This is a genomic window from Streptomyces sp. NPDC002787 (assembly GCF_053592095.1).
The window spans coordinates 222393-235571 of record NZ_JBSFVC010000003.1; the positions used below are offsets into that span (position 1 = coordinate 222393).

At 70.7% G+C, this 13179-nt stretch carries 11 protein-coding genes and 1 tRNA gene; 9 read left to right on the forward strand and 3 right to left on the reverse strand.

Annotation, left to right across the window (positions count from 1 at the left end; translation table 11 throughout):
- The first annotated feature begins 307 nt into the window (after positions 1–307).
- The 9 genes from ACWD26_RS05095 to ACWD26_RS05135 all read left to right on the forward strand — a co-directional run bounded on the left by ACWD26_RS05095 (position 308) and on the right by ACWD26_RS05135 (position 10951).
- On the forward strand, positions 308–1105 hold the full coding sequence (locus ACWD26_RS05095) for a hypothetical protein (RefSeq protein ID WP_451266311.1): 798 nt from the start codon (positions 308–310) through the stop codon (positions 1103–1105).
- Between the two features lie 297 nt (positions 1106–1402).
- On the forward strand, positions 1403–2155 hold the full coding sequence (locus tag ACWD26_RS05100; protein WP_451266313.1) for a YcnI family copper-binding membrane protein: 753 nt from the start codon (positions 1403–1405) through the stop codon (positions 2153–2155).
- A 118-nt stretch (positions 2156–2273) separates the two neighbouring features.
- Entirely contained in the window at positions 2274–2948 is a 675-nt protein-coding gene (locus tag ACWD26_RS05105) for an SCO family protein (protein WP_451266315.1), read from the forward strand.
- The gene (locus ACWD26_RS05110) at positions 2945–3427 is read left to right on the forward strand and encodes a copper chaperone PCu(A)C (protein ID WP_451266317.1); all 483 of its coding nucleotides are present in this window, start codon (positions 2945–2947) and stop codon (positions 3425–3427) included. Before ACWD26_RS05105 ends, ACWD26_RS05110 begins: the two co-directional genes overlap by 4 nt.
- 14 nt (positions 3428–3441) lie before the next feature.
- Positions 3442–5520: a copper resistance CopC/CopD family protein gene (locus ACWD26_RS05115; RefSeq protein WP_451266319.1), complete on the forward strand. Its 2079-nt coding sequence runs from the start codon at positions 3442–3444 to the stop codon at positions 5518–5520.
- 8 nt (positions 5521–5528) lie between these two features.
- The gene (gene efeB, locus ACWD26_RS05120) at positions 5529–6926 is read left to right on the forward strand and encodes an iron uptake transporter deferrochelatase/peroxidase subunit (protein WP_451266321.1); all 1398 of its coding nucleotides are present in this window, start codon (positions 5529–5531) and stop codon (positions 6924–6926) included.
- Positions 6927–6988: 62 nt separating this feature from the next.
- Entirely contained in the window at positions 6989–7924 is a 936-nt protein-coding gene (pheA, locus tag ACWD26_RS05125) for a prephenate dehydratase (protein WP_451266323.1), read from the forward strand.
- A gap of 844 nt (positions 7925–8768) precedes the next feature.
- Entirely contained in the window at positions 8769–10046 is a 1278-nt protein-coding gene (gene serS / locus ACWD26_RS05130; RefSeq protein ID WP_451266325.1) for a serine--tRNA ligase, read from the forward strand.
- Between the two features lie 53 nt (positions 10047–10099).
- Entirely contained in the window at positions 10100–10951 is an 852-nt protein-coding gene (locus tag ACWD26_RS05135; RefSeq protein WP_451266646.1) for an HAD family hydrolase, read from the forward strand.
- Positions 10952–11514: 563 nt separating this feature from the next.
- Here ACWD26_RS05135 and ACWD26_RS05140 read toward each other — a convergent pair.
- The 3 genes from ACWD26_RS05140 to ACWD26_RS05150 all read right to left on the reverse strand — a co-directional run bounded on the left by ACWD26_RS05140 (position 11515) and on the right by ACWD26_RS05150 (position 13178).
- Positions 11515–11597, reverse strand: a tRNA-Ser gene (locus ACWD26_RS05140).
- Positions 11598–11881: 284 nt separating this feature from the next.
- Positions 11882–12109 carry an SGM_3592 family protein gene (locus ACWD26_RS05145; protein ID WP_451266648.1) on the reverse strand — a complete coding sequence of 76 codons (228 nt, stop codon included), beginning with the start codon at positions 12107–12109 and terminating at the stop codon, positions 11882–11884.
- Between the two features lie 349 nt (positions 12110–12458).
- Positions 12459–13178, reverse strand: a complete 720-nt coding sequence (locus tag ACWD26_RS05150) for an ABC transporter permease (RefSeq protein WP_451266327.1) — start codon at positions 13176–13178, stop codon at positions 12459–12461.
- Position 13179 lies beyond the last annotated feature (1 nt).

Here is a 13179-nt window from a genome sequence, read left to right on the forward strand (position 1 = left end):
CTCCCGGCCGCGGCTCGACATACCGTTACGTATTGCCGCCGAGGGCGGTACGCAATCACCTGGAAGCCTTCTCTCCGCCCATACGGCGGATGCGTCCACCTCACAATCGGTGTATGCGGACGCGTTTCAGGGGCGCGGGGAACCATGCGACAAAGCCACACCCGTCGCGCACCCGCCTCACGCACCACACCCCTCACGCCCTGTCACGCCCGAACGCCCACCTGAACACCGGTCCCCTGCTCCCCGTACCTCCCGTTGTGAACCCGCCGAACCCAGCGGAGCGCCCCGGTGCGATGATGAGCCCGCCATGAAAGCCCCCCACCCGCGCCGGTCGCGCGCCGGAGACGGTCTCCGGATTCCGCGGGCCGCGGTCTTCGCCGCGGTCTGCGTCGTGCTGGCCGGAGCCGGGCACGCGCTCGCCTCGTGCGCGACGGTCCCGCTGTGGAGCCTGGGCGTCGGGTTCGTCGGCGCCTTCGCCGTCGCGACCGCGCTGGCCGGACGGGAACGCTCGCTGCCGGGCATCGCGGCGATGCTGGCGGTGGGCCAGACCGTGCTGCACACCCTGTTCGGGCTCGGCCAGCACGGGACGGCGGCCACATCGCGGGCCGCCGAGGCCATGGACGCGGCGCTCGTCGAGCGCGCCGCCGGCTTCGTGTGCGGCGTGACCGCGGCGGCCCTGAGCCCCGCGCAGGCCCGGCGGATCCTCGTCGAGGCCGGGGTCGGCGGCGCGCACGCCACGCACCACCCGGCGGACGCCATGACGACGGCGGCGGGCTCCTCCGCCGCCGTGCTCCCGTCCCTGCCCATGCTGCTCGGCCATGTCCTCGCGGCCGTCGCCGCCGGCTGGGTGCTCCGCCACGGCGACCTGGCGCTGCTGCGCCTCGTCCGGCTGTCCGCCCAGGAGCCGCTCGTACGGTCCCTGCGCGGGGCGCTCGCATTGGCGCGGGCACTGCGGTCCGGGCTGCCGAGTGCGCCGGAGACCGCGTCGCGCGCCCAGCGAGCCGTGTACGCGGCGCCCGCGACCCTGCGGACGGCCGCCCTCCAGCACACGCTGATCCGGCGCGGCCCGCCGCCCGCCGCCCCCGCCTTCGGCCTCGCCGCCTGACACGACGCGCATCCACACCCCTGCACGACCTCTGCATGCCCTCTGCACGCCCCCTGGGAGAGGACGCCGTCGCAAGGCGACGAGGCGCGCGCAGCCGTTCCGGTTCCGCCTCTTGTTCCAGTTCTGGTCCCGGTTTCCGGCTTCGGTTCTCGGTTTCCGGTTTCCGGTTCTCGGTTCCGGTTCTCGGCTCGGGTCCCGGCTCCGGCCCGGACCTCGGCCTCGGCTGCCGGCTCCGGCGTGCGCGCGCTGCCCCTGTTTCCTCTCTTCTCCCTCACTCACTGTGGAGTGTCACCAGTCATGAAGGCTTCTCGTATCGCCGCCGTCGGCGCCCTCGCCGGTTCGGCCGTCTTCCTCCTGTCCGGCCCCGCGTTCGCGCACGTCACCGTCGCGGCGGAGGGCACGGCGGCCAAGGGCGGGTACGCGACCGTCAACTTCAAGGTCCCCAACGAGCGCGACGACGCCACGACGACCAAGCTCGAGGTGAACTTCCCGACGGACCACCCGCTCGCCTCGGCCCAGCCGGAGGCCATCCCCGGCTGGAAGGTCGAGGTCACCAAGGCCAAGCTCGACAAGCCGGTCGAACTGCACGGCGAGCAGATCGACGAGGCCGTCTCCAAGATCACCTGGACCGCCAGCGGCAAGGGCATCGAGGAGGGCTTCTTCCAGAAGTTCCCGGTCTCCATCGGACAGCTCCCCGAGAACACCGACGAGCTGGTCTTCAAGGCCCTGCAGACGTACTCCAACAAGGAGGTCGTCCGCTGGATCGAGGTCCCGCAGGAGGGCCAGGACGAGCCCGACTACCCGGCGCCCGTGCTCGCGCTGTCCGCCGCGTCCGACGACCACCACGGCTCGTCCGGCGCCTCCACCGCCTCCGACGAGTCGGAAGACGCCAAGGACGCCGAGGACGCCAAGGCGGCATCGAACGAGACCGCCGCCCCCGCCGACAGCAGCGACACCACCGCCCGCGTCCTCGGCGTCGTCGGCATCGTCATCGGCGCCGCCGGCGTGGCGTACGGCGTCCTGGCCGGCCGCCGGCGCACGAACGCCTGAGCCCGGGGCTCCTAGCCTTTCTCTCCCCTCGGCGCGCACGCGGCCCGTACACGCTGGCTGTCCGCGGCGGTGTACGCCCCCGTGCGCGCCGGGGCTCGAACATCTGGGACATTTCTCTATGCGCACGAACACGAAGAAGAAGACGTTCGCGGCCGGCACCCTGCTCGTCGCGGCCGTCCTCACCCTCTCCGCCTGCGGCACCGGCGACAGCTCCACGACGTCGGTCGCGGAGGTCTCCGACACCGGCCCGCGCAAGGCCGCCACGGTCCTCGACCAGCCGTTCACCAAGCCGGACCTGGTCCTCACCGACACGAACGGCAAGTCGTACGACCTCCGCAAGGAGACCGAGGGCAAGCCGACGCTGATCTACTTCGGCTACACCAACTGCCCCGACGTCTGCCCGCTGACCATGAACAACCTCGCGGTCGCCAAGAAGGAGGTGTCGAAGAAGCTGTCGAAGTCGGAGCTGGCGAACCTCCGCCTCGTCTTCGTCACCACCGACCCGGAGCGCGACACCTCGGCGGAACTCGGCAAGTGGCTCAAGGGCATCGATCCCGAGATCGTCGGCCTGACCGGCGACTTCGACGAGATCCAGGCCGGCGCTCGCACCCTCGGCATCTCCATCGCCCCGCCGACCAAGGACAAGAACGGCAAGACCGTCTCCGAGCACGGCACCCAGGTCATCGCCTTCTCGCCGAAGACCGACGAGGGCTATGTGCTGTACGGCGAGGGCGCGAGCGTGCAGGACTACGAGAAGGACCTGCCGAAGCTGCTCAAGGGCGAGAAGCCGTGAGACCACTCGCCGGGCCCGTCCTGACCACCGCCGCCGCGCTCGCCCTCGTCCTCGCCGTCGCCGGGTGCGGTTCCTCCGATTCCTCCTCCGCCTCTTCCTCCTCCGCAGCGAAGCTCTCCGTGAAGTCCGCCTACATGCCGCAGCCCGTCACGGACTCCATGGCCGCCGGTTTCCTCGTCATCGAGAACGACGGCGGTACGGCGGACGAGCTGACCTCCGTCACCAGCGACCTCGCCCAGGACGTCAGCGTCCACGAGACGACCGGGCAGTCGATGCAGGAGGTCGCGGGCCTGGAGGTCCCCGCCGACGGTGAACTCGTACTCAAGAGCGGCGGAAACCACCTGATGTTCGAGAACCTGAAGCGCACGCCGAAGGAAGGCGAGACGGTGTCTCTGCGGTTGAACTTCACCAAGTCCAAGGCCATCACGGTCGAGATGCCCGTGAAGTCGGCGACGTACCAGCCGACCAGCGGGCACTGAAGGAGGTAGCTCCGTTGAGCCGGTTGAGGCCGTTGCTGTTGCTGTTGTTCGCCACCGTCGGAGCGCTGCTCGCCGGTGCCGGGCCTGTCTCCGCGCACGCCGCGTTGACCGGCAGCGACCCACAGCAGGGGTCGGTGGTCCAGGAGGCCCCGTCCCAGGTGTCGCTCACGTTCTCCGAGAAGGTCGCGTTGTCCGACGGCTCGGTGCGCGTGTACGACCCCAAGGGCAAGGAGGCCGACACCGGCGAGGTCACCGACCTGGGCGGCAACAGCTACGGCGTCGAACTGCACTCTGGCCTGCCCGACGGCACGTTCACCGTCACCTACCAGGTCGTCTCGGCGGACAGCCACCCCGTCTCCGGCGCCTTCACCTTCTCCGTGGGGGCGCCCTCCAAGACGACGGTCGCGGTCCCCGAGCAGGCGGCCGGCGGCGGAATCGTCGGCGGTCTCTACGGGTTCGGGCGCTACCTGTCGTACGCCGGGTTCATCCTGCTGGTCGGCGGCGCCGCCTTCGTCCTGGCCTGCTGGCAGCGCGGCGCGGGGGTACGGCCCGTGCAGCGGCTCGTGGTCTCCGGCTGGCTCGCGCTGACCACCGCCACCCTCGCGATGCTGCTCCTGCGCGGCTCCTACACCGGCTCCGGGAAACTCGGCGACGTCTTCGACCTGGACCTCCTCGGCCAGGTCCTCCAGACGAAGACGGGGGCCGCCCTCGTCTCCCGCCTGCTGCTGCTCGCCGCCGCGGCACTGTTCATCGCGGTGCTGTTCGGCGCGTACGCGCGGCGGGGCAAGGAGATCGAGGACGACGGGGAGATCGAGGAGGTGGTGGAGAGCAAGGCCGTGGCTCCGGTGGAGGTCGGCGGAGAGGCCGCCGAGACCTCCGAGGCCGACCGGGACCACCAGGACGACGAGGACGACGAGGACGACGAGGACGACGCCCTCCGCAGGGACCTCACCTTCGGGCTCGCCATCGGTGGGGGCGTGATCTCCGCCGGACTCGCCGCGAGCTGGGCGATGGCCGAGCACGCCTCGACCGGCATCCAGACGGGCATCTCCATGCCCCTGGACGTCCTGCACCTGCTGGCGGTCGCCGCCTGGCTGGGCGGCCTGGCGACACTGCTCGTGGCACTGTTCCGGGCACCCGTCGACGCCCAGATCGAGACCGCGGCCGTACGACGGTTCTCGCGGGTCGCGTTCGGCAGCGTGCTCGTGCTGACCGCGACCGGGATCTACCAGTCCTGGCGCCAGGTCGGCACCTGGTCCGCACTGACCGGTACCTCGTACGGGCAGCTCCTCCTCGTGAAGATCGGCCTGGTCGCCGTACTCGTCGGCATCGCGTGGATCTCACGCCGGTGGACCGCGCAGCTGGCGGAGGCGCCGGTCGCGGCGGCTGCGGAAGCGACGGAGGAGAAGGAGCCCGCGCCCGTGCATGCCACGGGCGGCCGAGCCGAACGGGCGGCGGAGGGAGGCAGGAAAGGCGCCACGGAGGACGGTTCCTCATCTGCCTCCGACGGTGGTTCCGAGCGGGCCGCCCAGCTCGCCCGGCAGCGGGCGGCGATGACGAGCGCGCGTGAGAGGCGGATGCGGGATGCCGATCCGGGGCGTACGGGTCTGCGCCGGTCGGTGCTGGCGGAGGCGGGCGTCGCCGTCGTACTGCTCGCCGTCACGACGGTGCTGACGGCCACCGAGCCGGGGCGGACGGTGGAGGAGGCCAAGGCGGCCAGCGCGGCCGTCACGCAGGAGGACGAGACGGCAGGGGCGCTGGCACTGGACATGTCGTTCGACACGGGCGGCAAGAACGGCCAGGGCGTGGCGCGGCTGCAGATCGACCCCGCGCGCGTGGGCGCCAACGAGATGCACGTCTATGTGCAGCGCCCCGACGGCAAGCCCTTCGACGTCCCCGAGGTGCAGGTCGCCTTCACGCTGGAGGCCAAGAAGATCGGCCCCCTGCCCGTCGTCCCCGACCGCGTCACCACCGGCCACTGGACGGCGGACGGCGTCCAGCTCCCCATGGCGGGCGACTGGAAGATCGAGATCACCGTACGGACATCTGACATCGACCAGGTGACCGTCAGCAAGAACGCGAAGATCGGCTGAAACACACCATGGCTGACCACAACCTCGTCGAAGACGGCTCCGCCGGCCCGGGAGGGGCTCGGAAAACCGGGCGAGAGGCGACGGACGATGCCCACTCGCCGTCCGGCCTCGCGAAGGCGGAGCGAAGCGGTGGCGCCGCATCCCCGGGTGGAACGATCTCGCGTCGCCGCCTCCTCGGCACCGCTGGTGCCACCGGCCTCGCACTGGGGGCGGCCGGCGGCGCCGCCGGTTATGCGGCAGCGTCCTCCGCCTCGTCCTCGGCCGGGAACGTCACCCCCTTGTCCTCCCTCGGCGCGGGGGAGGTGATGTTTCACGTGAAACATCAGCCGGGGATCACCACCCCCCTCCAGGCCCGCGGCCACCTCGTCGCGTTCGACCTGGCCGCCGGTGCGGGTCGCAAGGAGGCCGCCGCCCTGCTGCGCCGCTGGTCGGACACGGCCCGGCGGCTGATGGCGGGCGAGGCCGCAGCCCAGGACGACACGGATATCGCCCGGGACGCGGGGCCGTCGTCATTGACGGTGACCTTCGGCTTCGGGCACAGCTTCTTCGCCCGTACCGGCCTGGAGAAGCAGCGCCCGGACTCCCTGGACCCGCTGCCGGACTTCTCCTCGGACCAACTTGACAAGACGCGCAGCAACGGCGACCTGTGGGTGCAGATCGGCGCCGACGACGCGCTCGTCGCCTTCCACGCCCTGCGCGCGATCCAGAAGGACGCGGATGGCGTGGCCCGGGTGCGCTGGCAGATGAACGGCTTCAACCGTTCGCCGGGCGCCACGGCCCACCCCATGACGGCACGCAACCTCATGGGGCAGATCGACGGCACCCGCAACCCGAAGCCGACCGAGTCCGACTTCGACGAGCGGATCTTCGTCCCGGCGTCCGCCTCACCCGGCACCTCCGGCGACCCGGCGTGGATGGCGAACGGCTCCTACGCCGTCGTACGCCGCATCCGCATGCTCCTCGACGACTGGGAACAGCTCTCGCACAAGGAGCAGGAGGACGTCATCGGGCGCCGTAAGTCCGACGGCGCACCGCTGAGCGGGGGACCGAAGGCGACAGAGACGACCGCGATGGACCTGGAGAAGACCGACTCCCAGGGCAACCTCCTCGTGCCGATCAACGCGCACGCCCGGATCACCCGCCCCGACCAGAACGGCGGCGCGGCCATGCTCCGCCGCCCGTTCTCCTTCCACGACGGCATCGACGCGAAGGGCGTCCCCGACGCGGGCCTCCTGTTCGTCTGCTGGCAGGCCGACCCCCTCCGCGGATTCGTCACCGTCCAACGCAAACTCGACCGCGGCGACGCCCTCTCCAAGTTCATCCGCCACGAATCGAGCGGCCTCTTCGCGGTACCGGGGGGCGCGGCGAAGGGGGAGTACGTGGGGCAGGCGTTGCTGGAGGGCTAGCCGTTCCCGCCGACGGTGGGATGTGTGCGCGGGGGTCCCGTGAGGCCCACTAGGGTGAGTCCATGCCAGCCAGCTACGTGTACCTCGGCCCCGAGGGCACCTTCACCGAGGTCGCCCTGCGCACGCTGCCGGAGTCCGCGACCCGCGAGCTCGTCCCGATGGTGTCCGTGCCCGCCGCGCTCGACGCCGTCCGCAACGGCGAGGCCGAGGCCGCGTTCGTCCCGATCGAGAACTCCGTGGAGGGTGGCATCACAACCACCCTCGACGAGCTGGTCGCCGGTGCCCCGCTGATGATCTACCGCGAGGTGCTGCTCTCGATCACCTTCGCGCTGCTGGTCCGGCCGGGCACCAAGCTCTCGGAGATCAAGACGGTCACCGCGCATCCGGCCGCCCAGCCGCAGGTCCGCAACTGGATGAAGGCCAACCTCCCGCCCGACGTCGTCTGGGAGTCCGCCGCCTCGAACGCCGACGGAGCCCGCCTCGTCCAGGAGGGCCGTTACGACGCAGCCTTCGCCGGAGAGTTCGCGGCCTCGCGGTACGGCCTGGAGGCCCTGGAGACCGAGATCCACGACGCGGAGAACGCCCAGACCCGGTTCGTCCTGGTCGGCCGTCCCGCCCGGCCCGCCGCCCCGACCGGCGTCGACAAGACCTCCGTCGTCATCTGGCAGCGCGACGACCACCCCGGCGGACTGCGTGACCTGCTCGGCGAGTTCGCGGTCCGGGGCGTCAACCTCATGCTGCTGCAGTCCCGCCCGACCGGCGAGGGCATCGGCAACTACTGCTTCGCCATCGATGCCGAGGGCCACATCTCCGACCGGCGGGTGGCCGAGGCCCTGATGGGCCTCAAGCGGGTCTGCCTCCAGGTGCGCTTCCTCGGTTCGTACCCGCGGGCGGATGCCACCACGGCGAAGATCCGGCCCACTCTGCCGGGCACCTCCGACGCCGAGTTCGTGGCGGCATCGGACTGGGTGGCGCGCTGCCAGGACGGCCGGTTCTAGGACCGGCTGGTTCAAGGACCGGCTGGTTCAAGGACCGGCTGGTCGAGGGCCATCGGGTTCCAGGTGGCCGTGGATTTCGAGGGTCGGCTGGTTCGAGGACCGTCGGTCCAGAGGTCGTGGACTGCGAGGGCCGTCGATTTTCATGGCCACCCGTGCTGGGAATCGGGTGGTTCCGGGAATCGGGCGGTTCCGGAAGCCGGGCGCTTCCTGGAGCGGGGCGGTTCCGGAAGCCGGGCGCTTCCCAGGGTCCGTCCGTTGCGGGGGCAGCCCTGCCGCCGACCCTACCTGCTTATTTTCTTTGTCCACAGAAGTTATCCACAGGGCGGCTTCTCGACCTGGGGACAAGTCGACAACACGGCGCCACCCAGTCGACAAATCCCCTTCGTGAGCCCCCCTGCGTCCACAACCCCGTAGGTCACCCTTCGTCCACGCGTTTCCTCTGGTCAATCCTTTAGGGCGACCCATTTCCCCGCGAAACCACTCGAACGTGGGCGTGAGGGCGGTTTGAGTCGGGAATCCTCACGTCGGCACCCGCCCTTCCCGACGATCTCCCGCACAGTCCACAGATCTTTCGCACAGCCTGTGGATAACTTTCCCGCACTGCGGACTCCTGTGGACAGCCGATCCCCAAGTCCCGTACGACACAAGGGAGTCGAGTCAACCAGGTGCCACAACCATGCCTCCTTTCAGGGGTTCAGCCCCCGATTCATTGACTTTCACCGGGCGCCGCTCACCGGCCCGAGATCCCCACCACCGCGATCGACATTCAGGTCAAATCACCTCAGGAGCGGCGTAGAGCGAATTCGAGTCGTGGGCCGGAACCACACACCGGTAGCCTTGTGGGGTGATTGACCTTCGCCTGCTCCGTGAGGACCCCGACCGTGTGCGCGCGTCGCAGCGTGCCCGTGGAGAGGACGTCGCGCTCGTCGACTCCCTCCTGTCTGCCGACGAGCGGCGCAGGTCCTCCGGCGTCCGCTTCGATGAGCTCCGCGCCGAGCAGAAGTCGCTCGGCAAGCTGATCCCCAAGGCCTCCGCCGAAGAGAAGGCCGAGCTGCTCAAGCGCGCCGAACAGCTGAAGGCCGACGTCAAGGCCGCCGACGCCGAGCGCGACGCGGCCGACACGGAGACCCAGGAGCTCCTCCTCCAGCTCGGCAACCTCGTCCACCCCGACGTCCCCGTCGGCGGCGAGGAGGACTTCGTCACGCTGGAGACGCACGGCGAGATCCGCGACTTCACGGCCGAGGGCTTCGAACCGAAGGACCACCTGGAGCTCGGCACGATCCTCGGCGCCATCGACACCGAGCGCGGCGCCAAGGTCTCCGGCTCGCGCTTCTACTTCCTCACCGGCGTCGGCGCCCTCCTGGAACTCGCCCTGGTCAACGCCGCGATGGCCCAGGCCACCGCGGCCGGCTTCACCCCGATGCTGACCCCGGCGCTGGTCCGCCCGCAGTCGATGGCCGGCACGGGCTTCCTGGGCCAGGCCGCCCAGGACGTCTACCACCTCGACAAGGACGACCTGTACCTGGTCGGCACGTCCGAGGTCGCGCTGGCGGCGTACCACATGGACGAGATCCTCGACGCCGACCGCCTCCCCCTGCGCTACGCGGGCTTCTCGCCGTGCTTCCGCCGCGAGGCCGGCTCCCACGGCAAGGACACCCGGGGCATCTTCCGCGTCCACCAGTTCGACAAGGTCGAGATGTTCTCCTACGTCGCTCCGGAGGACTCGCAGGCCGAGCACCAGCGCCTGCTCGACTGGGAGAAGCAGTGGCTGACGTCGCTCGAACTGCCCTTCCGGGTCATCGACGTCGCCTCCGCCGACCTCGGCTCCTCGGCCTCCCGCAAGTTCGACTGCGAGGCCTGGATCCCGACCCAGGGCAAGTACCGCGAGCTGACCTCGACCTCCGACTGCACGGAGTTCCAGTCGCGCCGCCTGCAGATCCGTGTCCGTGACGGCAAGCAGGTCAAGCCACTGGCCACGCTGAACGGCACGCTCTGCGCCGTCCCCCGCACAATCGTCGCGATCCTGGAGAACCACCAGCAGGCCGACGGCTCCGTCCGCGTCCCCGAGATCCTGCGCCCCTACCTGGGCGGCCGCGAGGTGCTGGAGCCGGTAGCCAAGTGACCGAAGCGGCTGCCACCGAGGGCGCCGAGGGCCCCATGGGGTCTGAGGAAACCATGGGGTCCAAGGAACCCTCGGATCCCTCTGCCCCCTCGGGCTTCCCATACAAGCTGATCGCGACCGACCTCGACGGAACGCTCCTGCGCTCCGACGAGTCGGTCTCCCGGCGCACGCGTGAGGCACTCGCCGCGGCCACCGCTGCAGGCGCCGCCCACATCGTCGTCACCGGCCGGGCCGTCCCCTGGACCCGCCACATCCTCGACGACCTCGGCTACCGGGGACTGGCCGTCTGCGGCCAGGGGGCGCAGGTCTACCACGCCGGAGAGCACCGTCTCCTCACGGCCGTCACCCTGGACCGCCAGCTCGCCGCGGTGGCCCTCGCCAAGATCGAGGCGGAGGTCGGCCCGCTGCACCTGGCCGCCAGCCGCGCGGGCCTGGACGGCGAGATACTGGTCGGCGCCGGCTACGCCCTCCACGGCTCGCTCCCCACCACCCCACTCACCGACGTGTCCGACCTCTGGGTGGCCCCGCTGAACAAGATCTACATACAGCACCCCACCCTGAACTCCGACGAACTCACCGAAGCCTCCCGTCAGGCCGCCGGCGGCTTCGTCACGGTCGCCATGGCCGGCGAGGGCATCGTCGAACTCCTCCCCCTCGGCCTCACCAAGGCCACCGGCCTCTCCCTCGCCGCCCGCCGCCTCGGCGCGAAGCGCACCGACACCATCGCCTTCGGCGACATGCCCAACGACATCCCCATGTTCACCTGGTCCACCCACGGCGTAGCCATGGCCAACGCCCACGCCGACCTCAAGGCCATCGCCGACGAAGTGACCTCCTCCAACGAGAACGACGGCATCGCAGAGGTCCTTGAACGGCTGCTCAACACGGGGCTCGCCAGGCACTGACTGGAGCCTCGGCCAGGCCCCTCAGGGCCAGACGACTCCAACGACGTCTGGACGACGCCTGAGTGCGGGGGGGCAGTGGGAGCCGGTGGTACCGAGAGGCACCGTGTCGAAGAACCCGAGGACCCCCAGGAACAGCCCACGCTAAACAAGCCGAAATGCTGAGGGCAGCACGCTAAGGACTCCGAGGACCCCGAGGACCCCGAGGACCCCGAGGACCCCGAGGACCCCGAGGACCCCGAGGACCCCGAGGGACAACGTCCTGTAGAGACTGGCGATACCGACGGGCGGCGCGCTGTGATGGCCGATCGCGGCCGGGGCATTCGCTGTCGGCCGAGGCCCCTCACGGCCGCCACCCCCGCCGCCGCCCCTAGCTGCGGGCAGTGCCGCTAAGGCGGCACGGGTGGGCGCAGCGGCACCCTGCGAGCGCCGGTAAGCGAAACCCACCCCTGGCCGGCACAAACCGCCGTACACCTTCAAGGCCCCAATGCCCAGCACAGCCCAGGAGCCCCCTGCACTTACCCCCAGCCCAGAAGCGCGGCCAGGTCACAGCGACAGCGAAAACGCGGAGGATGCACGATTCGAACGTGCGCGGGCAAACCCGACCACGGCTTAGCAAGCCGGTGCCTTACCACTCGGCCAATCCTCCGGGTGGGCGGCCCACGCGAAGCGATTCGCGCGCTCGAAGCGGCCGCCCCGGGCAGCCCCCCACTCGGGGGACGGACTCGACGGAGGGGTAACTACTCCGGAACCCGCCGTGGGCTGCCCTGCCGGGAACTCGACGTACTGCGCCTGAAGGACAGCATCGCCGGGCTCCTCTCCCAGAACATGGCGCCGGCTCGACCCGGCGACCTGGACATCAACCACTCTGCCCGGCGGCCGAGTTGCTCGCCACCGAATATCCACCGCACCGCTGCCCGCCGGGCGACACAGTCACCGGGGGCGCCACCTGCGTCGTCGCGCCTTGCTGAAGAACCATCCGGCGGGCGGCTCGTCCGACCGCCACGGCTGGGGATCGGGGGCCCGCTGCCGCCAGCGCGCCGTGAGCATCCGGGCCCGCGCCGACGGCTCGGCCGTCTCGGCGGACCGTATGAAGTCCTCGTCCAGCACGATGCCGTCCCAGGCATCCGCGCTCTCGGCCCCGGCTGTCGGCCCCGGTATGGATCCGGATCCACCCCTGACGCCCGCGCCGCCCTCGGAGCCCGGGCCAGCCCCGAGGCCCGCTCCGGTGCCGTCGGCGCCCACCGCGTCTACGGCTCCGCCTTCGGCACCTGGTCCAAACGCGGCACCCGCTCCCGTCCCAGCCGCGCTGTCGGTCACCCCGTCCTGCGCCTCGCCCCCATCGGGCGACACCTCCGCTGCCATCCCCGTTCCTCCCGCCTCCTGGCCGCCCTTCCTGGCCGCGTATGCCCCGCCGATACCGCCTTGCCCAGTCTGCCTGGACGTGCGTGAAGCCCCCGTCAAGATCCAGAGAGGTGGTCCTCCGGGACGGCGGCCCCGGAGGATGCGGTCACTCCTCGCCGGCCAGCTTCAGCGTCCGCAGCTTCTGGCCCGCATACCAGGTCGCGCCCGCCGTGACGACCGTCAGCAGGATCACCGCGGTCGGCAGCCCGACCTCGGAGGTCACGAGGCCGCCGTCGGTGACCTTCTGGGCGACGGCGAGCGCCCACTGCTGGACACTGAGCGTGCGCGCCCCGTCCACCAGGGACCCGAAGAGGGTCTCCCAGACAAGCGCGTACACGAGCCCGAAGACGACCGCGTGCCGGGTGACCGTCCCGAGGAGCAGGAACATCGCGGCGTACGCGATCGAGGCGACCAGCGCCGCCACGGTGTAGGCGACCGCGATCTGCTGTCCGTTGCCGTTCAGGATGATGCCCGCGAGCAGTGTCGGTATGGCCGAGAAGGCCATGGTCACCGCGATCGCCACGATCAGCTTGGTGAAGATGATCGTCGGCCGCTTCACCGGCTTGGCCAGCAGATACACCACGGAGCCGTCGTCGATCTCCGGCCCGATCGCGCCCGTTCCCGCGATGACGCCGATGATCGGCACCATCGTGGCGAGCGCGAATCCGCCGAGGAGGTCCGCGGCCACCTGGTCGTCGGCGCCGCTCAGGGCGCGCACGGCCACGGAGATCACGATGAGCAGGGCGGGCAGCGCGCTGAGGATAAGAGCCCGACGGCGGCCGAGCAGGGCCCGGTAGGTGAGCCGGGCGACTGTGGGGTCGTACATC

What these genes read in the sequence shown, in the direction of transcription:
- ACWD26_RS05095 (WP_451266311.1), top strand. Translation starts at nt 308, where the DNA reads ATGAAAGCCCCCCACCCGCGCCGGTCGCGCGCCGGAGACGGTCTCCGG.
- ACWD26_RS05100 (WP_451266313.1), top strand. Translation starts at nt 1,403, where the DNA reads ATGAAGGCTTCTCGTATCGCCGCCGTCGGCGCCCTCGCCGGTTCGGCC.
- ACWD26_RS05105 (WP_451266315.1), top strand. Translation starts at nt 2,274, where the DNA reads ATGCGCACGAACACGAAGAAGAAGACGTTCGCGGCCGGCACCCTGCTC.
- efeB (WP_451266321.1), top strand. Translation starts at nt 5,529, where the DNA reads ATGGCTGACCACAACCTCGTCGAAGACGGCTCCGCCGGCCCGGGAGGG.
- pheA (WP_451266323.1), top strand. Translation starts at nt 6,989, where the DNA reads ATGCCAGCCAGCTACGTGTACCTCGGCCCCGAGGGCACCTTCACCGAG.
- ACWD26_RS05135 (WP_451266646.1), top strand. Translation starts at nt 10,100, where the DNA reads ATGGGGTCCAAGGAACCCTCGGATCCCTCTGCCCCCTCGGGCTTCCCA.
- ACWD26_RS05150 (WP_451266327.1), bottom strand. Translation starts at nt 13,178, where the DNA reads ATGTACGACCCCACAGTCGCCCGGCTCACCTACCGGGCCCTGCTCGGC.